Genomic DNA, 20,769 nt, shown 5'->3' on the forward strand with positions numbered 1-20,769 from the left:
TATCCTACCACCCAAAATTTTCGGCGTTTGTTATTTTCAACATCCAACACCATACAAACAACTTGTTGGAGGTATCTACCGTGGCCTATGTTGATTTTTAGCACTCTAGAAATGTGTCGTTTGTGGGGCACTCGCCTGCAGTGTCGACTAGTTGCCTCTTATCTGTTCGATTCTCAAAGACGTGAGGAGAACGCCCACGACGTCAGTCGTGGGAGTGGTCAGTATCGAAAACCGCACGTAAGAGTTTTCGCTGACTTGTGCGGATGTGTTCGTGAAACGTTGAGGCGGCAACCCCCATCGACGTGGCGACATCTTCGCCTGATTTATTGCGTGGCCATTCGAAGAACCCAGCGAAATAGGCCGTTTCGAGCGCAGCTCGTTGTTTATCGGTAAGCCGCTCGTGAATAATCTGGTCGAGTCGTTGTGCTCGCTCGGTGGTACGAGTCGTCCGACGATTAGCTAGTATCTCCGCACGGGGATATTCCGCTTTGACGGCGTCGACGACTCGGCGAACGTTTGCACCCGGTGGAATCTGGGCCACAATGTTGATATCTCCCTTTTCGATCGCGACAGATTCGATACGCCCACCGATGGCTGCAACCGATGAGATGGCAGGCGGCCCTGAAAGCTGCACTTCGAATCGAGATACGTCTGCTTCCGGGTCGTCAAGTGTCACGTCTCGATAATGCGGAAATTCGGAGACAAAGGCGGCGAGTGTCTCCATTGCCTCGTGGGTCACCGTCCCGTACTGGAGAAACTTGTTCTCGCCAAGTGGAATCGTCCGGTCGAACGTGATTGTCCCTGCGTGGGGCGTCTCTGCGCCGAGCACGTTTCGGACCTGGAATCTGAGTTCGACCACCTCTTCGCTAATCAACGCTTGCTTTCGCTCGATGGCATTGATTGCGTGGCCGATTACCTCTCCGAGTCGAGCGATGACCGTGCGTTCGTTCTGGTTGAACGTATTTGGCTTCGCAGCAGAGATGTTCAACACGCCATAGAGGGTATTTTCGTACTCGATTGGAATGGCCGCAAACGCACCGATTCCGTGTTCGCAGGCCCGTTCGGCCCACGGTTCATCGGTCGGGTTTCGGTGGATGTTCTGGGAAACCTGAACCTCGCCGGTCCGAATTGCCTTCCCGGTTGGGCCGTGTCCTTCAACATCGTCGCCGACCCGAACTGTCGTTGCATCGAGATAGCCATTGACGCCGGCTTCGGCCCGCATGGTGACTGTTTCGTTGTCGGAGGTCACATCACCAATCCAGGCGAACTCGTAGGCATCTGAATTTGCAAGGTGCTCACAGACCAGTTGCTCGATCTCTTTGCGGGTGGTCGATTCGAGTATGAGGTGTGAAATTTCGTGGACGAGCTCGTTTAACGAGTTGAGCATCGCAAGTTGATTTCGCTGGCGCTCAAGTTTGTGCTCTCGCTCCTTTCGTTCGGTGATGTTGCGGATGACCCCCACCTGCCCATATCGATCGTCACCGAGTGGAAGCGGCGTGACGTTCGTTTCGACTGGAATCGAACTGCCGTCTGCGGTTCGTAGCTCCGTTTCAATCTTTCCTGGCTGGTTTTCGGCTGCCAGTTTCGACTTGCTGGCTTCGTCGCCCGTCTCGTTGTTAGGCTGGGTCAGCAGGCGCGTAGCTGAAGCGCCGAGCAGTGTGTCACGTGAATATCCGGTTATCGATTCGAGTGCCTCGTTCACGAGAACGAACCGCGACTCCTCATCAACGACGTACACGCCATCACTCACGGTCTCGATGAGTGTTTGGTACTGTACGAGCTCTCGTTCGTGGGCTTTCCGCTCGATCGCGTGGTGTACCGATCGAATCAACATATCCGCGTTGATTTCATCTTTGACGAGATATTCTTCGGCCCCTTTGCGGAGTGCCGCTACCCCAAGGTTCCGGTCACGAAGGCCAGTGAGCACGACAATTGGGATTGATTGTACATGCGTTCGAACCGTTTCGACCGTCTCTAGCCCACCGCTATCTGGCAGATTCAGGTCCAACAGAATGACATCAATGTGGCTGTCTGTGAGACGTTCGAGGCCGGCTGTGAGTCGTGTCTCGTGAACGATTGTCGGGTCGGCAGGGAGTGGACTGTCTGTCTGCTCTGTCAGTCGGTTTCGATCCGGAGTCGGCGCGCGCTCAGAGAGTTCTTCAACACCGCGGAATAACTCTCTGATAAAACGGGCATCACCGGGATTGTCCTCGACAAGGAGTATCGAGATTGCTTCGTCGTGAGCGGATTTCTGTCGATGCATGGGGTTTCAGCGCTCCCGTGGGGGTAGCTGTACGAACTCAAACCAGAATAGCTCGAACGTCCGGACGAGGCTGATGAATTCGGCTGGATTGATTGGCTTGGTCAAATAGGCATTCGTGTGTAACTCGTAGCTTTTGATGATATCTTCTTCTGCTGCAGAGCTCGTCAGAATGACGACTGGAATGTGTCGGAGGGTTGGATCCGATTTGAGTTGCTCTAAGACCTCAAGGCCGTCGACTTTTGGCAGGTTCAGGTCAAGGAGGATAAGTTGCGGTTGAATCGTCGATTCGTACTCACCACGACGATACAGGAAGTCGAGTGCCTCTTCACCATCGGTGACGACGTGTAATTTATTGTTAATCTGCCCCTCGTTGAATGCCTCTTTGGTGAGTCGTACGTCGCCTGGATTATCCTCGACTAACAGAATGTCGATTGGTGTTGCGTTGCGAGTGTTACTCATTGGAAACCTCTGTCCGTGGAATCGTAACGTAGAACGTCGAGCCTTCGTTGGGTGCAGACTCCACCCAGATGCGACCACTGTGTCGTTCGACAATTTTCCGACACAGGGCGAGGCCAATGCCGGTCCCTGCGTACTCTTCGTGAGAATGGAGTCGCCTGAACACCTCGAAGATGCGTTCGTGGTGGTCGGTATCGATTCCAATCCCGTTGTCCGAGATGGCAAACAGCCAGTCGGTCTCGCGTTCTGTGACGCCGATTTCAATTTGCGGAGACGTATCGCTCCGATATTTGATGGCATTCGAGACGAGGTTCTGGAACAACTGCTCGAATTGCTTGCGGTCTCCATAGACAGTTGGAAGCGGCTCGACAGCCACCTCAATTGCGTGTTGTTCTATCGGTAACTGCAGGTTCGCGAGCACTCGCTCTACGACAGCCTCGATATCTGTCGGCTCGAACGGCTCGGTTTCCGTATCGACGCGCGAATATTTGAGCAGGCCGTTGACCATCTCTCGCATTCGCTCGGCCCCATCTACCGCGAAATCGATGAAGTCGCGAGCGTCATCATCGAGTTCATCCCTGTATCGACTTTCGATGAGCTGGAGATAATTAGAGATCATGCGGAGGGGTTCTTGTAAGTCGTGGGAGGCGATGTAGGCGAACTGTTCGAGGCGCTCGTTTGACTCTCCGAGCGCCTCGACCAGGGCCTCCAGTTCGTCTTCATATCGCTGGCGCTCGATGGCCTCTGCGAGGATGTTGGCAACGCTCTGGATGAATGAGATGTCCTCGTCAGTGAACAACTTCTTCTCTGTGGCATGCGTTCCGAGGATTCCCCACGGCGCCTCGAGTGACCCGATAATCGTGCTGATACCGCTGGTAATGCCGTGTGAAGTGAGCAGCTCTGGTCCAGAGAGCCGTGTGTCGTTTTCAAGGTCGGTAACGATAACGGGTCCTTCAGAGAGGAGCGTGTACGAGGCTTGTGACTCTGCCTCAACGCTCGAAACCGTTGCTGTGCCGACGATTCCGTCGCGCCAGCCGACGCCCTGGCGTAACAGTAAGTGCTCTGCGGTGGCGTCAAGCTCGAGTACTTTGCAGTAGTCGTTTTCGAGTACTGCTGCGACGCGTTGTGACGCTTGCTTGAACAAGTCGTCGAGGTCGGAGTTTTCAAGCGCTAGCTGCCCAAGTTCTGAGACAGCTTTCTGCTGGCGAGCACGGGCGGTGAGAGCCCGTTCGCGCGCAACGCGGTCGCTGACGTCGCGAACAACACCAACTCGCTCGTAGCCGTCACCGTCCCCTGGAAGGAGAGCAAACGTGGCTTCTGCGCGAATCGTTCTGCCGGAGGAAGTATACAGGTCTGCTTCGAGCTTTGACGATTCAACCTCGTCGCTTTCGAGGCTCTGTTGGATTTCTTGGGCTGTTTCGGTCGTTTCTGTTTCGACGACCGTCGAGGAATGCGCTCCAATGAGTTCCTCTCGCGGATATTCAACCATCTCGAGGTAGGCGTCGTTAACCATCGTAAATCGGTTGTCGTTATCGACGGAATACACGCCATCCTGAATGGTCTCAAAAATCTTCTCGTAACGCTCGAGTTGGTGTTCGCGGTGTACACGCTGACTGATGTCTTTGAGGTACACCGAAAGCCCGGTCTTCGATGGATAGGCGTTCACTTCGAGCCAGCGGTCTTCGTGCGCTTCGTGCACCTCGAACGAGACGGGCTCTTGGGAGTCCATCGCTTCGTGAACTTGCTCCCAAAAAAGACTGTCTTCTGCATCCGGAAACGCCGTCCAGATTTGCGTTCCGAGGAGGTCTGTTGCTGTGTGCTGGAGGATTTCTTCTGCGCGGCTGTTTACGTGGATAAAGCACCACTGGTTGTCGAGTGCGTAGAAGCCGTCTGAAATTCGCCCGAGAATTTCGCTCAACTCCGTCTCGAGGTCGCTCTTTCGTTGTTCGAGTTGTCGCTCTCGTTTCTTGAGTTCGGTAATGTCCTCACCAGCGGAGACGACTCGATCGAGGGTTCCGTCGTCGTCGAAGATCGGAGCGGCATTCACCGAGAACCACATTTGCTCTCCAGATGGGCGCCTGATGGCAACTTCTTCGTTAAACACCGGGTTACCAGTTTGATAGACGCGTGCCGCTGGCGTGTCCTCGGGGTCCAGGGGTTCGCCAGTGGCGTCGAAAATGTCCCACTCGTCTACGTCTTCGGGTTTGTCCAGGATTTCTCGTTCTGACAACCCAAGGAGATCTTGGGCGCGTCGGTTCGCTACTATCGTCTCGCCAGCTGCATTCTTGACCGAAATGGCGACCGGAGCTGTCTTCAGGAGTTGGTCGGTCAGTTCGCGCTCGCGCCGGAGGTCTGCTTCTCGGTGTGTCCGGTCGGCGAGGAGCCACCAGACGCGGGTGTCACCCACGCGTTTCGAGCCAAGTGTGCCTTGCTCTGTGAGTCGGGCGAGGTGTTCCCGTGCGATTTTGTGGGTCGTTCCCAGTCCGTCTGCGACCTCCTGAGCTGTGAGCGGCGCGTATTTGGTGTCCACCTTCTCGAACACCCGCAGGGTATCCCTTAGGGTGGTGGGTGGTCTTTTCTCAGGAGTTTCCATACGGCCACGACACAAGGAACGATAATAAACATGTTCCTTAACTAATGTAAAAATCTCGTATATATTTCTCACACCGCTCGTACCTAGAATTCAGTCCTCGCGGCTCCTCTCGCCGGATGGCGGCCACTGGAGCATTCTGGGAATGCGTGTACTTGACTATCATCCAACATTGTTCATGTGCATTCACTTCAGTGGGCGCGGTCAACTGAGTATCCCTCTATCTGTGCACGAACGAGGGACGTCACTCAGACCGTTGGCGAGATGTTCTGATTCATCCGGAAACGATTATCCGGATCCCACTCGTTTTTCAACGCGACCAGTCGGTCATAATTTGAGGCTGGGCAAACTGACCACCGTCGAACGAAAGCGCCGATCTCCTGAGGGCTGGTCACCTCTCTCTCGTTGGGCCGGCGACTACCGCCCATCCACCTTCCACGATGTTGAACGTCACCAGCAAGCTAGCCACGAACCCGAGGAACGCGATAGGCTCGATAGGGGGGTGCACAATAGACAGGGTGACGAGCGCAACGACCCCCAGCCGAAGAACCACCGATCTATCCCTCACTGGGTCGAACGTTGTTCGATGGACGACGATGGTCCCGAGGAGGTAGGTGGCGACGCCGGCCACAAGTACCGCCGCGCGGTTCCACTCAATCGGTTGTCCAGCTGCTGCGGCCTCGACGGTAAACGCGATGCCGACACCGGCAGCGACGATCCCGACGTAGACCAAGTAATGGCTCAGAACGTGTACTAGCGAGTATTCACGGACACGTGACCACGCCCCTTTATCCTCGTTGAACGCGCGGTGGAGGAACCACTCATCGACGTGGCGAAAGTAGGTCCACCACAAGGCCAGCACCACGATAAACCCGGCTCCAGCGACGAGTCCGGAGTTGAATCCCCAGTCAGTACCCGACGTCTCCACGGCTATCGCGATAACGGTTTCTCCGAGGACAAGGATGGTGAATAGGCCGAGCCGTTCGGAGTAGTGGGAGGTAGGTTTCGGTATGGTATCACTCCCGACGTAGACGACGGTGGTCGTCGCCAGACCGACCACGTAGGATAGCCCCCAGATGACGAACCGCCAGGGCTCGGAAACGAGCAGCGATGACGCCCAGACTACGGCACTCGCCGCTGTCGAGAGTATGACCGCTTCTGTGAACAGCCGCATATCTGGGATGCTAAACCAAGCCCTGAGGTACATGCCGATCATGAGGACTCTAAGCAGGAGGTACGCCAGCGTAAAGGCAACCGAGCCACCGCGGAGGGCGTCGTGAATGGTCGCCGTGAGGATGATGACGCCTAACATGGTCGCCGCCATCCCGAGCCGGTGGAACAAATCGTCGGTATCGAATTGATCAGCGTAGAGCGTGAAGCCCAACCAGGTGTAGAGGACGATGAAGAACAAGCCGGCAAACCCGAGGAACCCACTGACGCTCGGGTCATCATGCAGTAGCCCACCAAGTTCGGCAATGGCTGCAACGTAGACGAGATCGAAAAAGAGTTCGAGCCATGTCGCGTGTCGGGGCTTATCGGTGGTGTACACTCGTGGAGGCACGCTGATTGTTCGCCACAGTCGGACGGCAGACGTCCCGAACTGGCGAACTGTCTGCCCCATCGTCGTTGATTCGGCGCGCTGATTGCCTCTCGTCTCGTTTGGAGGCATCTGAGGGCTCATTTCGGGCGATTAGCGAGTGTAGTTGAGGTCATCAGACAGGGTGACATCCTCCCGCGTCTAACGACGCGGGTCTCCCACCCGGTGTTGGCCGGGCAGGTCAATCCTGAAGGTTGGGAGTCTAAGGTTTGCTGGACAGTCAGCCAGTGGCGCTGCCACGAAGCCGTTACTCGTACCCGCATGGGGCTTCGAGTTACCTGATTGTTTAACGACGGTCGGCGTTGACGAGACGCGTCTCGTTCGCACACCAGAAATCTGTGATTTCTGGGGACGTGGTCGGCTTACGTTTTGGTTTCGGCTATGAACCGTGGCAAACTCCGGGTCAACTGCCAGCTCTCCACGCACAGTGCGTAATACGGTGGATTGTGAGTTAAATAGTCGGATTCATCTGGTGGGTGAACTACTCCCACCTACCGCGTTCGGGCCTACCCGGCCCTCACTTGTTGAGGTGGGAGCTTCCTGTTTCTGTGTCGGAACTTGCAGAAACCGTTTCCACAGCGGTTCCAGACTCCGCAGGCGATTTCCCTTTACAGGCGGTTCGGAGTGTCCCACTCCTACCGGATGGACACTCAACAGCCACGACCGGTGCACGCTTTTTGTCGTCGTTCGAACGGCGCGTCGCGCCTTTCGTGATGACGAAACGGCGAAGCCGTTTCGCGAACCACGTTTGAACACCGGACGCAGTGGAGTGAGTGCCTTACGACACCGTTTGAACGCGGGGGGAGTAAAGGTATACCGCACAGTGAACGTAGACGAAGACGGCGGTGTATCCCCTCCCTACTCACTCCCTTCGGTCGTTCGTTGAGGAAGGGGGCGTACCCGCCTGCAATTCAGCTAAAGCCACCAGTATTCTTCTTGAATCTTTATAGAGATTAGGCGAGAAAACCAACGACTTGAGTCGTGGGATGAATCGTCCCCAGAACGCGATGCGTTCTGGTGTCTCGGTATCCGCTGGATTCCGACGAGTCCGCAGGACCTGTGGTCCTGCGAGATGCGAACAAGACGCGAAGCGTCTTGTCCACGCCGCACGGTTCGCAACCACTGAACCCGCACGTATGAGTGCCCACACTGCGTATCCGTGGTTGTCGTTGCGACGGTCTCCCGTCGTGATTGACTGTCCGAAAACTGGCAGTTGACTTGGTGTTTGCCTCAGCAACACGTGATCTTCCCGAGTCCCTCGAACAGAGAGTCGCCTGTCCCTCCCCACGGTAGAAACGCTAAGCTCCTCGCCCTACTACAGTACCTATGACTGCGGGAATCGACAACATCCAGTTCCTGGCCACGTCGGCCCACCGCGTCGGCGTCCTCGAAACGTTGCGCGACGGGCCGACTGACCGTCGAGAGCTGTGTGAGGCCACCGGCGCCTCCTCGCCAACCGTCGGACGGGTGCTCGCCGACTTCGAAGAGCGGAAGTGGCTCGGCAGGGACGGCCCCACGTACGGGCTGACCCCCCTCGGCGAGTACGTGGCCGACCAGTTCTTGACTCTCCGGGACGCGATGGAGGTCGAGGAGAAACTCCGCGACGTCTGGCAGTGGCTGCCGGTCGAGATGCCGGGCTTTTCCGTCGACCTGTTCGCCGACGCGGTCGTCTCCTACCCCGGGCCAGGGTACCCCTACGAGCCCGTCGAGCGCCTCGGTCAGCTCATCGCGTCGACCTCGTCGTTGCGCGGGTTCGACAACATCGTCTACAAGTCGAGCAACCTCGAGACGGCCTGCGGCGCAGTCCTCGACGGGATGACCTTCGAGTACGTGTTCACGCCCGAGACTCTGGAGGGGATGTTTGCCTGGAACCCTGCCCGGATCATGGAGGTCGCCGCCTGCGAGAATGCGACCGTCCTCGTCCACGACCACCTTCCTGACGGTGATCGCTGCGGTCTCGGCATCGTGGACGACCGGGCCGGCATCTGCTGTCATGACGCCAAGACTGGGGCACTCGTGGCGGTCATCGACACCGACGCCCCAGAGGCGCGTGACTGGGCCATCTCGATCTTCGAGCAAGTTCGTGCAGAGGCGACCCCGGTAGATCCTACCGCCTTCGAATCACGCGTGCCGTCGTAACGCCACGGGCGACGGCCACCGTCATCGGACTTGCAACCCGGCCAGCCGAGAGCCTCTGACGGAGCAGGGATCCGGCCTCCCCGAGATTTCAGGGCGTGAAATCTTGCACGCGGCACCATCACGTCCCTCCGTCGCGTACGTTTACCGAGGACCAAACACATGATCGAACGATACGAGACCGTCGTTATCGGCGGCGGCCAGGCCGGACTGGCGACCGGGTACTACCTGCACCAGCACGACCAGGACTTCGTCATTCTCGACGCGAGCGACCGCGTTGGCGACGCATGGCGGGCCCGCTGGGACTCTCTCCGGGTGTTCACGCCCGCCCGCTACTCGAGCCTGCCAGGGATGGACTTCCCGGGCTCACCACACGCCTTCCCCACGAAGGATGAGGTCGCCGACTACTTGGAGACCTATGCCCAACGGTTCGACCTGCCCGTCGAACTCGGCGTCCGCGTGGATGGGCTGGAACGGAGCGGCGATCGCTTCCTCATCACCGCGGGCGACCGGCGGATCGAGGCGACCAACGTCGTGGTGGCGATGGCGAGCTACCAGGCCCCGAAGGTCCCGGCGTTCGCGTCGAAGCTCTCCGACGACGTCGTCCAGCTGCACACGAGCGACTACCGCAACCCCGAACAGCTGCAGGACGGGGGCGTGCTCGTCGTCGGTGCGGGTAACTCGGGAGCAGAGATCGCCCTCGATGTCGTCGACGAGCACGAGACGTGGCTGTCTGGCCGGGACGTCGGTCACGTGCCATTCCACATCGACTCCTGGTTCGGCCGTCACCTGGGGGGCCCGTTCGTGATGCGCGTGCTCTTTCACAGAATTCTCACGACGGAGACGCCGATTGGGCGCCGGAAGCGTCCGAAGATGCTGTCCCAGGGCATCCAGCTGGTGCGCACGAAGCCGAGTGATCTGGCCGCGGCTGGCATCGAGCGAGTGCCTCGCACGACTGGCGTCCGCGACGGCCGCCCCGTCGTCGGGGACGACCGGGTCCTTGACGTCAAGAACGTCATCTGGTGCACTGGCTTCCGTCCTGACTTTTCGTGGATCGACCTTCCAATCTTCGACGGGAAGGAACAGCCCAAGGAGCCCGTTCACGTGCGCGGTGTCGTCCCGGATGAGCCGGGCCTGTACTTCGTTGGCCTGTTCTTCCTGTATGCGATGACATCGGGATTGTTTACCGGCGTCGGCAGGGATGCGGAGTACGTCGTCGACCACCTGACGTCGACGGCGCGCCAGCAGCAGCCTCGGCCGAGCTATACTGGATCGGTGGACGCCCTCCCACAGCAGTCGTAGTCGAGTGTGACGTCGGCCTCACGTCTGAGAACGGCCAGTCTCGTACACGTCGCCATCTGATTTCTTCCCATGGCCCCTCTGGCCGCGAATTCGTATTTAAGACTCAGGCTGCATCACTTCACTCACCCTACTATGGCCAAAGACAACACTTAACATACTCTCTCGGGTTGCTAGTCCAATGACCGAACCGCGCTGGGAGCGAAGCTTCAGCGAACCGCACGCGAAACTCGACTGTCGCTGTGGCTGGACGGGCCACGACGACGCTATCGTGGATTGGAATATCGAACCAGCGCGCGACCGCGTCGTGCGGCGGTGCCCGGACTGCGGCGAGGCAGTTCCCGAGTGGGGCACGCTTCAGCCAATCGAGGGCGTCGCGAAGATTGCTCGCGGCGAACTCAGGGCGGCGCTCGCCGAATCGGACGCGGTCGACGTGATGTAGTAGCCATCTTCCTACAAGGAGGGAATCCCGGCCTTCAGGCCGGGAGGGAATCCGACACCTGCTGAACTACTGCTCTTCGTCGCTCGGTTGGGACTCCAACGTGCGTTGCGCCTTCAGTAACATCCCTTTCCACGTAAACCCGTAGTGGTCTTTCGTCTCTTTCAACGATTCGTACTGCTCCTCGTTATCGAACTCGATTTTTACGTACTTCGTCATGTCCTGTGTTACGTATTAGTTACGTTTAAGTGTGTCTAATTCGTACAGGTTACTGTGTCTGCAACCGCGAACAAGACGCTGGAAGCCACGCTCGCACCGCCCACGCGGTGCAAAGAGCAACGCCTCCAGCAAACCCTCACCGAGTACCGAGAGGCACTCTACGAGGCGTTCGACAACGGTTGCACGACGATGAGCGCCACGAACGACGTGGTAACTCCGTACAATTTGCCGTACCAAGCGAAAGACGCTCTCAAATCCTACGTCCCAAAACTCCGACGCACGTACCGTGCGAAGGAACTCAAAGAAGACCACCCGCTCCGATTCGTGAATCGGGCTGGAAAGTTCGACCGCGACTCCTCGCGTGAGTACGAAATCTGTTGGAACGTTCCGCAACCCGGTCGCGGAACCAACTTCTGGATACCACTTCGACTGAATCCCGAGCAAGAGGACTTGTGGGGCGAACTACTCGATGACGAGTCGGGTACCAAAGTGGGCGAACTTCGCTTGCAGAAACACCGGAAGACGTGGACACTCCACGTTACCGTCGAATACGAAATCACGGACACCTCCGAAATCCCTGAGAATCCGACTCGGGTTGGATTCGATATTGGCGAGTCGATGTTGGTTACGGGCTGTGCCCTCCAACACGACACCCCCACCAAACCACTTCTCATCAACGGGAAGGAAGCCAAGCGACTCCGCAAGGAGATGTTCACCACCCTGAAACGCCTCCAAGAGCGAGACGCATCCGAGTGGCGCGTCGAAGAACGCTTTTCGTACTACCAGAATCGACTCACGGACATCATCGAGAAGGCGTCTCGTGAGTCCGTGGAGTACGCTCAACAGTTCGATAACCCTGTTATCGTGATGGAGGACTTGGCGTACATCCGTGAGTCGCTGGACTACGGGAAGTACATGAATCGACGTCTGCACTCGTGGGCGTTCGCCCGTTTGCAGGGGCGTATTGAGGACAAAGCACGAGACGCGGGTATTCCGGTTCGGTACGTCCACCCACAGTACACGTCGAAGACGTGCCACTCGTGCAAGCACATCGGGTATCGGCCCCGACAGGCTGAGTTCAAGTGCAAGAACCCGGTGTGCCACGTTTCGACGTTTCAAGCGGATATTAACGCGAGTGCGAACATCGCACGTCGCGTAGACCCGTGGGGAGAGAGCCTGCCAGTGAAACAGGCAGGCGATGACTCGCCACAGGACGGGAGCGGTTGTGACACCGCCACAGTCCACCGTGAGACGAGCGCACCAGCGCAAATGACCCTCACGACGCATCAGGACTGAAACCTTCAGGCACTCGGCCTGAGTCCCCGTGTCGGGGAAGCCCCGTCGTTTACGACGGGGAGGATGTCACTCGTAGGTAGTAGACCCCATGGCCGCCGCGCCAATCTGTTCGATGAACTGTGCGTACTCGTCGTCCATGCCGTCGAGTTCGCCGAACTGGAAGAGCCAGTCGAGCGAGTTGTCCTCGTCAGCGAGATACCCGTCGATGCTCGTCGCGGTGTAGTACTGCGTCTTCATGGTGCCACCTAAGGTGGAAGATACGCCCGCATGAAATATAGGCCTCCCACCCCCGGACGGCCCGCTGGACACACACTGACGGAGGGGGGCTCGCCGCATCCACTTACAGTGGTTCGAGGAGAAAGCCCCGACTTCAGTCGTGGGAGGAAGTCAGTCCCACACGTTCTCGAAACACATCGTCCAGCGGTGTGTGGACTCAGGAGTTGAAACGATGGTGCGTACCGGCTCCGACATACGTGACGACGAAATAGCGCCGAGTCGAAGAACTGGGAGTACGCTCGGTATCGGCTGTCGATCGTTCGTGATGTACTCGATCATTCCCAGTAGCCAGGAGTCAGACTAGCGCTATATGTCGGCCGAGAGCGTACGAATACACGCTATGCCGATTAACATTGAAGCCGCCCTGCGGAGAGGCGTCAACCGGACCGTCGCCCGGAACGGCCTGCTCCTCGTGGGTGTCCTGTTTGTCGTCTCGACGGTCAACACAATCGTCGGGCTCGGTGTCACACGGTGGGTCGCAGACCGCGGCGTTCTCCCGCCGGAGTTTCCGTTCCCTGGAGAGATCGGTGCTGCCCCCTTGGCTGTCCCACCGGTCGTGGGAGGTCTCGTCTCACTCCTCGCGGGCTTGGCAACGATCGTTCTCACCATCGGTGCACTCCGGACCTTCGTGAGTGACGAGACCGAGCGCCTGCCGGGAGCGAACTTCACCCAGAACATCGTGTGGCCGGGCGTGAACTTCTTCGTCGGCGTCATCGTCTTCGCGATAATCGTCGGGATTGGCTTCGTCTTATTCGTCATCCCCGGCATCTTCTTGCTCGTCGCACTGGCGTTCTGGACCGTCTACGTCGCGACCGAGGACCGAAACTTCATCGCGGGTATGCAGGAGAGCTGGGCGTTGACCCGCGGGCACCGCCTGCGACTCTTCTTGCTTGGCGTTGCAGTCGTCCTCATCGAGCTCGTCGTGAGCGCCGTCTTCGGCATCGGCGGGGTGGCCGGCGGCGTCGTCGGCGTTGTCATCACCCAGGTCGGCAGTGCGCTGACGACGGTCTTCACGCTCGCGACGCTCGCAGCGGCGTTCAATCAGCTCATCGCACTCCCCTCCGAGGAGGAGACGGTCCCGGCCGATAGCGAGACGCCGGCCCCTGTGTAGGGGGTTTCAGGGAGACTGAGAAATGAATACGCTTGTCAGTACCAGGTCCGGGACGGTCCGTGGTAGTGAGGTCAATGGCGTATGCGTGTTTAAGGGAATTCCCTTCGCGGCCCCACCGTACGAGGAGAATCGGTTTCAGCCCCCGCAACCACCTGCGCCCTGGAGTGGCGTGCGGGACGCGCTCACCTACGGCCCGAAGTCACCGCAACCGGAGTACCCGCCGGAGGTCAAGCTAATCCTCCCGGAGCTCACCGACTCTGGTGAGGATTGTCTCACGCTCAACATCTGGACCCAAGATCCCGGCTCAGCCACTCGGCCGGTGATGGTGTGGATTCCCGGCGGGGTGTACGAATATCACGGGACAAGCGCCTCGCCCTGGTACGACGGTAGTCGGTTCGCTCGTGACGGCGTCGTCTGTGTGACCATCAGTTACCGGGTTGGAGCTGACGGATTCCTCTATTTTGACGACGGCATCGAAAACCTGGGCTTGCTCGACCAGGTCGCCGCCCTCGAGTGGGTGCAGGAAAATATCGCGGCTTTCGGTGGCGACCCGAAGAACGTCACCATCTTTGGCGAATCGGCTGGCGCGATGAGCGTCGCGACGTTGCTCGCCATGCCCTCTGCCGAAGGGTTGTTCCAGCATGCCATCGCTCAGAGCGGAGGAGCCCAGCATGTATTGTCGCCTGAGACGGGGACGCAGATTGCCCAGCATCTCGCCGAGAAACTTGGTGTGGAAGCTACCCGAGAGGCAATCGCCGATGTCCCCGTCGATCGCGTGCTGGCTGCGCAAGAAGAGCTACGGGTTGATCTGCAATCGACTCCCGACCCGGAGCGCTGGGGTGGTGAGGTGGTGGCTACCTTCATGCCGTGGCAGCCGGTGGTCGACGGGGACGTCCTTCCTGCGGCCCCACTCGATTGCATCGAGGCAGGTGCCAGTTCAGATATCGACCTACTGGTGGGGACGAACACCGACGAGCATCGGTTATTCTTGGTGGCCAGTGGTATCATCGACCAGATAACTGAGGAGGCCCTGTCCGGCGCTGTCGCCGCATACGGACTTTCGGTTGAAGAGGCGTTATCCACGTATCGCAATCTCTATCCCGACGCCGGTGCTGGCGACCTGCTCGCAGCCATTCAGACCGACTGGTTCTGGCGTATCCCTGCGATCCGCCTGGCTGACGCTCATGCGAAGAACGCACAGGCAACCTACATGTACGAATTCGCCTGGCGTTCCCCACAGTTCAACGGCCGCATCGGCGCGTGCCATGCCCTAGAGATTCCCTTTGTCTTCGATACGCTCGGAAACGAGACCGAGGCACTTTGGGGACCCAACCCGCCGCAATCGCTCGCTGACACGATGCACGCCGCGTGGGTCGGCTTTGCGACTACTGGAGATTGCGGCTGGCCAATGTATAATTTCGGTCGCAGGGCAACCATGCACTTCGATACAACCTCGGAGGTCGTCGACGATTCCGTGTCCAACGAGCGGACGCTATGGGAAGGGGTACGGTAGCAGATCGTGAACGCACTGGAGGGGACCTGTGACTCGAGAGCGTTCGTGGAATTTTGTCATCTATCGCCGCTTGTAACAACACTCCCCCCGTGCAAACACCTTAGAAAGCACCTCCCGTATCAGTCTGTATCGGGAGTATGTACGAGAATATCCTGTTCCCAGTTGACGAAAGCGAGGACAGTCGTGAAATTCTCCGGCACGTCGGGGAGCTTGCGAACTGGGCAGACGCAACGGTCCATCTCCTTTTCGTCGCAGATACGACGCGCGACAGCGTCACCGTCGTCGAAAACACGGTGGTCGACGCGCTCGTCGAGGAGGGCGAAGACATCGTCGAGGATGCAGGTAAGACCTTGTCGGCCCGTGGTGTCGAGTACGAGACTGACGTCGTACAGGGGAATCCAGCGCCCACCATCGTCGAGTACGCCGAGCGGTACGGGCATGATCTGATCGTGATGGCCACCCATGGGCGAACGGGACTGTCACGGTATCTCCACGGTAGTGTCAGCGAGAAGGTCGTCCGTCTCGCTTCGGTCCCTGTCCTCACCGCCAGAATGCAGCCCGACGAGCAGTTGGTGTTCCCTTACGAGAATGTGCTCATCCCAACGGATGGCAGTGCTGGCGCACTCCGGGCAGCGAAACATGGACTGGCGCTCGCGGAGTCGCTTAACGCAACCGCTCACGTCCTTTCGGTCGTGGACGACGCATCACTCGGCTTCGATATTCGGTCGGCTTTTCCTGAACAAGCACACGAACAAGCAGCAACGGAAGCCATCGAAGAACTCGTCACAGAAGCAGAGACCTTCGGTCTCTCCGAGATAGTAGAACATCTCGAACACGGGGATCCGGTGGATGCGATTCTCGACTGTATCGACGCCAACGACATCCACGTTGTCGTCCTGGGGACGACGGGCAGACGCAGGACGGAGCGAATCCTCCTCGGAAGCGTCGCAGAAAAGACTGTTCGATCGGCACCGGTGCCCGTGCTCACGGTCGGTGAACCTGAGTAGTTCGCCAACGCGACGTCCCGGCAACAACGAAGCGATTGCCAGTGGTGGTTTAAACAGATTCGAGTGGCTCGGTACCTTCGACCGGAGGGACAGCTGGGGGCTGTGCCGCACTCGATTCAACTCGTATTTTTCTACCTATCTTCTGCTAACACAAACGTTATACGTGTCAATCGGCCAAGGTTATTCGGATGTCTGATTACAATCGGCGGACGTTTTTGAAGCTTACTGGGGCGGTCAGTGTGGGGACCCTGGGGGCTGGGCAAGTAACGGCACAGGAAGCAGACTCGCGATTCTTCATCAACCTCCGGGACGTCGAGCGTGGGGCGGTTCCAGACGACATCGAAATCGTCCACGACCTCTCGCAGGCGGACGTCCTCGTCGCCCGCGGCGACCAGTCACGCGTCGACGGGACGACGGTCAGTGATATCACCCTCAACCTGAGCGACGATACGACAGGTGCAGTCGCGTCCCGAGACGGTCCCTCCCTCGACGGTGAGGGAGCGAGTCACAACCACGACGGTGCGCCAAAGAACTCCGAGTACCAGTGGGACAAGCGTGTCCAGAACGTCAGTGACGAACTCACCGACCAGCCCGAAAACGAGCGGTCGATTCACGACACCACGACCGGCGAGGGAACGCGCGTCGCCGTCGTCGACACGGGCGTCGACGACAGCCACCCCGACCTCGCGGACGTCGTCAACGACGACCTCTCCGAGAACGTCTCCGAAGACCGCTTTGACTGGCGACCAAACGGCGCGGGGAGCCACGGGACCCACGTCGCTGGCATCATCGCGGCGACGAACAGCAACGACGGCCCCGATGGTGGCGTCCTCGGGACCGCACCCGATACGGAAATCGTCTCCTACCGGATGTTCTCGGGCGTCGAAGGCAAACAGGGCGACGGCTACGCCGGATGGGTGAAAGCCGCCGAGGCTGGCTGTGACGCCATCAACTACAGCGTGGGCTTCCCCGCTCCGTACGTCTACCCCGAAGACTATCCCTTCCTCATCGAGGAACTCCGTATCGCAGAACAGGTCGCAGAATACGTCCGGTCACAGGGGACGGTCATCGTCAACTCCGCCGGGAACGACGGCCTCGACATGACCCCCGAGAGCACACTCAGCCTGCCGACGGAAGCCGAGGGCGTCTTCGGCGTGAGTGCGACCGGTCCAATCGGCTGTGGCTGGGGCGACAAACACAGCGATAACGAGGAGAAATGGCTCTCAGGCGACAGACTGGAAGAGCCGACGACCCAGCCCGCGTTCTACACGAACTACGGGAGTGCGGTTGATATCAGCGCCAGCGGCGGGAACGCCGACCTAGAAGCGTTCAACGCGGGCGTCGAGGGAGCCGCACAGGACCTCGTTTACTCGACGATTCCCGGCGGCTACGGGTGGAAAGCCGGCACCTCGATGGCCGCACCGCAGGTCTCGGGTGCCGTCGCGCTGATTCGCTCGCTGCGTCCAGACGCCTCCGTCGAGGAAGTCGAACAGCTCCTCACAGACACGGCGAGTATGCCAGAAGAGGGCGAAACCTACCACGGCGCTGGCCACCTCGACCTCGAAGCGCTGGTCAAGGCCGCCCAATAACGGCCATTCATTTCATCTTTCTTCATTTCATCTTTCGCGAGTCGAGTGCCCACTTGCTCGTCCCACGGAAACTGCTTTCCGACACTGAACCGACCTGTGAGTATGCTTGGGAGCGCTCGCTCGGAGAATGGCGACGGGTCGCTCGCGATTTGGATCGTCATCGGGATGGCACTCGGAACTGGCCTCGGGTCGGCGGTCGGTGTCGTGTTGGGAAACGTTGCGCTCGGAATCGCGTTAGGAAGCGCGATGGGACTGGCACTCGGAGCCGGACTGGGGGTGGCGTTCGGCGCGACGGCCGACGCTGAATGAGGGGCTTTGCCCGTTCTCACTCAGTTTTTGCATCTACGACACAGCGAAACCCGATGTTCCCGGTCGAACTGTCGGGCGTGTTCTTGCTGCGCGCGGCGACCCGGTAGCGATTGCACCACGAGCGATGGCAGAGGTACGACCCCCCGCGCATCACGCGGGCGTCGCCTGTGGGCGGGCCGGTCGGGTTGTCGTGGTCGGCGGCGAGGGTCGTGTGAAAGTCGGGGCTGAACCAGTCGGCACACCACTCCCAGACGTTGCCCGCGGTGTTGTAGAGGCCAAAGTCGTTTGAGGCGTACTCGTTTACGGGCGCCGTCCCGACGAAGCCATCTGCGCCAGTATTTTGCACTGGAAACTCACCTTGCCAGATGTTACAGCGATGCTCACCCTCCGGTTTTAGCTGGTCTCCCCAGGGGTATCGTTTCCCGTCGAGACCACCGCGGGCGGCGTACTCCCACTCGGCCTCGGTGGGGAGGCGCTTGCCCGCCCAGTCTGCGTAGGCGGTGGCGTCTGCCCACGAGACGTGTGTCACGGGGTGGGTCAGGCGGTCGTCCTCGATGACGTTCGCACTCGGTCCCTCCGGGAAGAGCCAATTCGCCCCCTCGACGGCCACCCACCACTCGGTTTCGGGGGCCGCTCGCAGAATGTGCCTCTCGTCTTCGGAGGCCACGAAATCCGCGAAGACGAACGACCAGCCAAAGCGTTCTGCCTCGGTGGTGTAGCCCGTCTCCTTGACGAACGCGAGGAACTGGGCGTTGGTCACGGCGAATGTGTCGATGTAGAACGGGTCGACGGTCACCTCCCGCGCCGGGCCTTCGCCATCTTCGGGAAAGCCCACGTCCTCATCGGTGCCCATCTCAAAGGAGCCGCCGTCGAGACGAACCATCGCCTTCGTCCGCGGATCGTCGGAGGCGGCTGGCGCGGTCGATTGCGCTGCTTCGACGGCGTCGGCTTCGTCGGATTCGCGCCTCTCGCCTGATTTGCCACTTCGCGACGCGCTACAGCAGACGGGGTCGTCCGCAGTCACGTGGTTTCCTCCGTCAGAGTGACGTTCACTGTCCCGACCTCACCTGAACTCCGTCGCCCAATCAGCCGACCGCACCCCACTCCGAATCCGCCACTCCAATAGTGTATCGAGGAGGTCGCGTTTCACGGCCTGTGCGTCAGGGTCGTCCCATCGATTTACGAGTTCGTCCGGGTCTGCGTTCAGGTCGAACAGTTGGCCTTCTTCCTCGTCGACGAAGTGGACGAGTTTCCAGTCGTCGGTCCGCACCATCGTCATGAACTGTGTCTCGCGGAGGATGCCGTCGCGGGCGTGTTCGGCGAACACCTGGTCGCGGCCGGTCCACTCGTCGTCGCCTTCGAGTGCGGGAACGAGCGACTGGGCTTCGATCGACGGGTCGGCTTCGACGCCGGCCAGGTCGAGGACGGTCGGCCCGAGGTCGAACAGCGAGACCAACTCCTCGACGGTGCGCGATTCGAAGCGGTCGGGCGACCACACGATGGTCGGGACGTTCGTGATGACGTCGTACATCGTCCACTTCTGGATGTGGCCGTGGTCGCCGAGGGCCTCGCCGTGGTCGGAGGTGAAGACGACGACGGTGTCGTCGTAGCCGTTCGCTTCGAGGGCGTCGAGTAGCTTGCCGACCTGTTCGTCTATCATCGCCACGTTCGCGTAGTAGTACGCTCGCTGCCGGTGGAGCTGCTCGTCGCTCGCGTCCACGTCGTGACTCACCGAGTCGTGGTCCACTGCCTCGTGGTGCGCTCGGAGCTTTTTGAGCGGCGGTGGCTGGCCCTCGAGGTCGGCGTCAGAGCGCGTCGGCAGCGGGAGGTCGCGATCCATGTACGCCGCTGCGTACTCGGGCGTCGGGTCGTACGGCGGGTGGGGCCCAGGGAACCCAACCTGCATGAACAGCGGTTGGTCGAGCGCGGGCATGTGGTTCAGCCATCGCGCCGCGAAGTCGCCGACGAACACGTCCGGGTGGGCGTCTTCGGGGAGTTCCCACTCGAACGCGCCAAGGCGTTCGTCGTAGTCATCCCATTGGCGGTAGAACTCCCGTTGTTGTTTGAGCAGGCCGCGCGCCTGGAGCGCCCGGTCCCACTCGTCTAAGTAGAACTTCTCGCCGGGGAGCGGTGGGTCGCCCGCGGGAACCGGGCCGAGGTAGCGGTCCTTGTTCTCCACCTCGTAGCGTTCGTCGAACCCGAGCGGAGTGTTGTACGGCGCGGTGTGCATCTTCCCGACGTTCACGGTGTGATACCCGCTCTCGCGCAGGTCTTCGACCCACGAGCGTGTCCACCGGTCGCCGTTCTTGTAGATGCCCGTCGTGTGCGGGTAGTGTCCAGTAAAAAGACTCGCACGCGAGGGGGCACAGGACGGGGCGGTGATGTGGCAGTCGGTGAACGTGACACCCTCTTCGGCGAGGCGGTCCAGATTGGGCGTGTCCATGTGCGAGGTTCCGAGCGCCCCGATGGTGTCCATCCGCTGTTGGTCCGTGATGACGAAGACGATGTTCGGGCGGCTTGTTGACATGGAACACACTGCTGTGGCCGGTGTCAAAACTGTTCGCATCGCCGCGGTCCTGTCCGTCTGTACCAATTTCCAGAACGTGGCCAAAATCGCTAATAGCGGGCCGAGAAAACCCACCCAGAGACTCTCACACAAGAATATGCGT

Annotated in this window: 18 protein-coding genes; 9 read left to right on the top strand and 9 right to left on the bottom strand. The window is 59.5% G+C overall.

The genetic code is table 11. The features are described from left to right. Nucleotides 1-202: 202 nt before the first annotated feature. From P0648_RS04880 to P0648_RS04895, 5 genes are all read right to left on the bottom strand, one after another. The gene (locus P0648_RS04880) at nucleotides 203-2,263 is read right to left on the bottom strand and encodes a bacterio-opsin activator domain-containing protein (RefSeq protein ID WP_277505428.1); all 2,061 of its coding nucleotides are present in this window, start codon (nucleotides 2,261-2,263) and stop codon (nucleotides 203-205) included. Nucleotides 2,264-2,269: 6 nt separating this feature from the next. Then, nucleotides 2,270-2,722: a response regulator gene (locus tag P0648_RS04885; protein WP_276248389.1), complete on the bottom strand. Its 453-nt coding sequence runs from the start codon at nucleotides 2,720-2,722 to the stop codon at nucleotides 2,270-2,272. Then, nucleotides 2,715-5,249, bottom strand: a complete 2,535-nt coding sequence (locus tag P0648_RS04890) for a PAS domain S-box protein (RefSeq protein WP_277505429.1) — start codon at nucleotides 5,247-5,249, stop codon at nucleotides 2,715-2,717. The genes P0648_RS04885 and P0648_RS04890 overlap by 8 nt, the downstream gene beginning before the upstream one ends. A gap of 308 nt (nucleotides 5,250-5,557) precedes the next feature. Beyond that, nucleotides 5,558-5,737, bottom strand: coding sequence for a BBE domain-containing protein (locus P0648_RS20545; protein WP_369685098.1), 180 nt, complete (start codon nucleotides 5,735-5,737; stop codon nucleotides 5,558-5,560). Further along, complete coding sequence (locus P0648_RS04895) at nucleotides 5,701-6,858, bottom strand: low temperature requirement protein A (RefSeq protein WP_277505431.1); 1,158 nt, start codon at nucleotides 6,856-6,858, stop codon at nucleotides 5,701-5,703. Before P0648_RS04895 ends, P0648_RS20545 begins: the two co-directional genes overlap by 37 nt. A 1,374-nt stretch (nucleotides 6,859-8,232) precedes the next feature. Between P0648_RS04895 and P0648_RS04900 the strand changes: the two genes are divergently transcribed. From P0648_RS04900 to P0648_RS04910, 3 genes are all read left to right on the top strand, one after another. After that, nucleotides 8,233-9,045, top strand: a complete 813-nt coding sequence (locus P0648_RS04900; protein WP_276248386.1) for a winged helix-turn-helix domain-containing protein — start codon at nucleotides 8,233-8,235, stop codon at nucleotides 9,043-9,045. Between the two features lie 159 nt (nucleotides 9,046-9,204). Further along, a complete protein-coding gene (locus tag P0648_RS04905) occupies nucleotides 9,205-10,344 on the top strand; it encodes an NAD(P)/FAD-dependent oxidoreductase (RefSeq protein ID WP_276248385.1) in 1,140 nt (379 codons plus the stop codon). 178 nt (nucleotides 10,345-10,522) lie between these two features. Next, nucleotides 10,523-10,783: a hypothetical protein gene (locus P0648_RS04910; protein WP_276248384.1), complete on the top strand. Its 261-nt coding sequence runs from the start codon at nucleotides 10,523-10,525 to the stop codon at nucleotides 10,781-10,783. Nucleotides 10,784-10,849: 66 nt separating this feature from the next. On the opposite strand, the gene P0648_RS04915 is transcribed toward P0648_RS04910, so the two are convergent. Next, entirely contained in the window at nucleotides 10,850-10,999 is a 150-nt protein-coding gene (locus P0648_RS04915) for a hypothetical protein (protein ID WP_276248383.1), read from the bottom strand. Nucleotides 11,000-11,053: 54 nt separating this feature from the next. Here P0648_RS04915 and P0648_RS04920 point away from each other — a divergent pair, with 54 nt between their 5' ends. Then, nucleotides 11,054-12,295, top strand: coding sequence for a transposase (locus P0648_RS04920; protein ID WP_277505436.1), 1,242 nt, complete (start codon nucleotides 11,054-11,056; stop codon nucleotides 12,293-12,295). A 66-nt stretch (nucleotides 12,296-12,361) separates the two neighbouring features. Here P0648_RS04920 and P0648_RS04925 read toward each other — a convergent pair whose 3' ends face one another. Further along, the gene (locus P0648_RS04925) at nucleotides 12,362-12,532 is read right to left on the bottom strand and encodes a hypothetical protein (protein ID WP_277505438.1); all 171 of its coding nucleotides are present in this window, start codon (nucleotides 12,530-12,532) and stop codon (nucleotides 12,362-12,364) included. Between the two features lie 379 nt (nucleotides 12,533-12,911). Between P0648_RS04925 and P0648_RS04930 the strand changes: the two genes are divergently transcribed. From P0648_RS04930 to P0648_RS04950, 5 genes are all read left to right on the top strand, one after another. Then, on the top strand, nucleotides 12,912-13,682 hold the full coding sequence (locus P0648_RS04930) for a hypothetical protein (RefSeq protein ID WP_276248380.1): 771 nt from the start codon (nucleotides 12,912-12,914) through the stop codon (nucleotides 13,680-13,682). Nucleotides 13,683-13,704: 22 nt separating this feature from the next. After that, nucleotides 13,705-15,195, top strand: coding sequence for a carboxylesterase/lipase family protein (locus P0648_RS04935; protein WP_277505439.1), 1,491 nt, complete (start codon nucleotides 13,705-13,707; stop codon nucleotides 15,193-15,195). Nucleotides 15,196-15,332: 137 nt separating this feature from the next. After that, nucleotides 15,333-16,202 carry a universal stress protein gene (locus P0648_RS04940; protein ID WP_277505440.1) on the top strand — a complete coding sequence of 290 codons (870 nt, stop codon included), beginning with the start codon at nucleotides 15,333-15,335 and terminating at the stop codon, nucleotides 16,200-16,202. Nucleotides 16,203-16,390: 188 nt separating this feature from the next. After that, nucleotides 16,391-17,791, top strand: a complete 1,401-nt coding sequence (locus tag P0648_RS04945) for a S8 family peptidase (protein ID WP_277505442.1) — start codon at nucleotides 16,391-16,393, stop codon at nucleotides 17,789-17,791. Between the two features lie 102 nt (nucleotides 17,792-17,893). Further along, nucleotides 17,894-18,100: a hypothetical protein gene (locus P0648_RS04950; protein WP_277505443.1), complete on the top strand. Its 207-nt coding sequence runs from the start codon at nucleotides 17,894-17,896 to the stop codon at nucleotides 18,098-18,100. 16 nt (nucleotides 18,101-18,116) lie between these two features. Here P0648_RS04950 and P0648_RS04955 read toward each other — a convergent pair whose 3' ends face one another. Continuing rightward, nucleotides 18,117-19,124 (bottom strand): formylglycine-generating enzyme family protein, encoded by a 1,008-nt coding sequence (locus tag P0648_RS04955; RefSeq protein ID WP_277505444.1) that lies wholly within the window; start codon nucleotides 19,122-19,124, stop codon nucleotides 18,117-18,119. 39 nt (nucleotides 19,125-19,163) lie between these two features. Next, nucleotides 19,164-20,627: a sulfatase gene (locus P0648_RS04960; RefSeq protein WP_277505445.1), complete on the bottom strand. Its 1,464-nt coding sequence runs from the start codon at nucleotides 20,625-20,627 to the stop codon at nucleotides 19,164-19,166. Nucleotides 20,628-20,769 lie beyond the last annotated feature (142 nt).

This window comes from Haladaptatus sp. DYSN1 (assembly GCF_029489995.1).
Classification (GTDB): domain Archaea; phylum Halobacteriota; class Halobacteria; order Halobacteriales; family Halococcaceae; genus QDMS2.

Excerpts from the sequence above, each read along its gene's own strand:
- P0648_RS04960 (WP_277505445.1), bottom strand. The coding sequence starts at position 20,627 with ATGTCAACAAGCCGCCCGAACATCGTCTTCGTCATCACGGACCAACAG.
- P0648_RS04880 (WP_277505428.1), bottom strand. The coding sequence starts at position 2,263 with ATGCATCGACAGAAATCCGCTCACGACGAAGCAATCTCGATACTCCTT.
- P0648_RS04910 (WP_276248384.1), top strand. The coding sequence starts at position 10,523 with ATGACCGAACCGCGCTGGGAGCGAAGCTTCAGCGAACCGCACGCGAAA.
- P0648_RS20545 (WP_369685098.1), bottom strand. The coding sequence starts at position 5,737 with ATGGGCGGTAGTCGCCGGCCCAACGAGAGAGAGGTGACCAGCCCTCAG.
- P0648_RS04900 (WP_276248386.1), top strand. The coding sequence starts at position 8,233 with ATGACTGCGGGAATCGACAACATCCAGTTCCTGGCCACGTCGGCCCAC.
- P0648_RS04945 (WP_277505442.1), top strand. The coding sequence starts at position 16,391 with ATGTCTGATTACAATCGGCGGACGTTTTTGAAGCTTACTGGGGCGGTC.
- P0648_RS04885 (WP_276248389.1), bottom strand. The coding sequence starts at position 2,722 with ATGAGTAACACTCGCAACGCAACACCAATCGACATTCTGTTAGTCGAG.
- P0648_RS04925 (WP_277505438.1), bottom strand. The coding sequence starts at position 12,532 with ATGAAGACGCAGTACTACACCGCGACGAGCATCGACGGGTATCTCGCT.
- P0648_RS04930 (WP_276248380.1), top strand. The coding sequence starts at position 12,912 with ATGCCGATTAACATTGAAGCCGCCCTGCGGAGAGGCGTCAACCGGACC.
- P0648_RS04935 (WP_277505439.1), top strand. The coding sequence starts at position 13,705 with ATGAATACGCTTGTCAGTACCAGGTCCGGGACGGTCCGTGGTAGTGAG.
- P0648_RS04950 (WP_277505443.1), top strand. The coding sequence starts at position 17,894 with ATGCTTGGGAGCGCTCGCTCGGAGAATGGCGACGGGTCGCTCGCGATT.
- P0648_RS04940 (WP_277505440.1), top strand. The coding sequence starts at position 15,333 with ATGTACGAGAATATCCTGTTCCCAGTTGACGAAAGCGAGGACAGTCGT.
- P0648_RS04915 (WP_276248383.1), bottom strand. The coding sequence starts at position 10,999 with ATGACGAAGTACGTAAAAATCGAGTTCGATAACGAGGAGCAGTACGAA.
- P0648_RS04905 (WP_276248385.1), top strand. The coding sequence starts at position 9,205 with ATGATCGAACGATACGAGACCGTCGTTATCGGCGGCGGCCAGGCCGGA.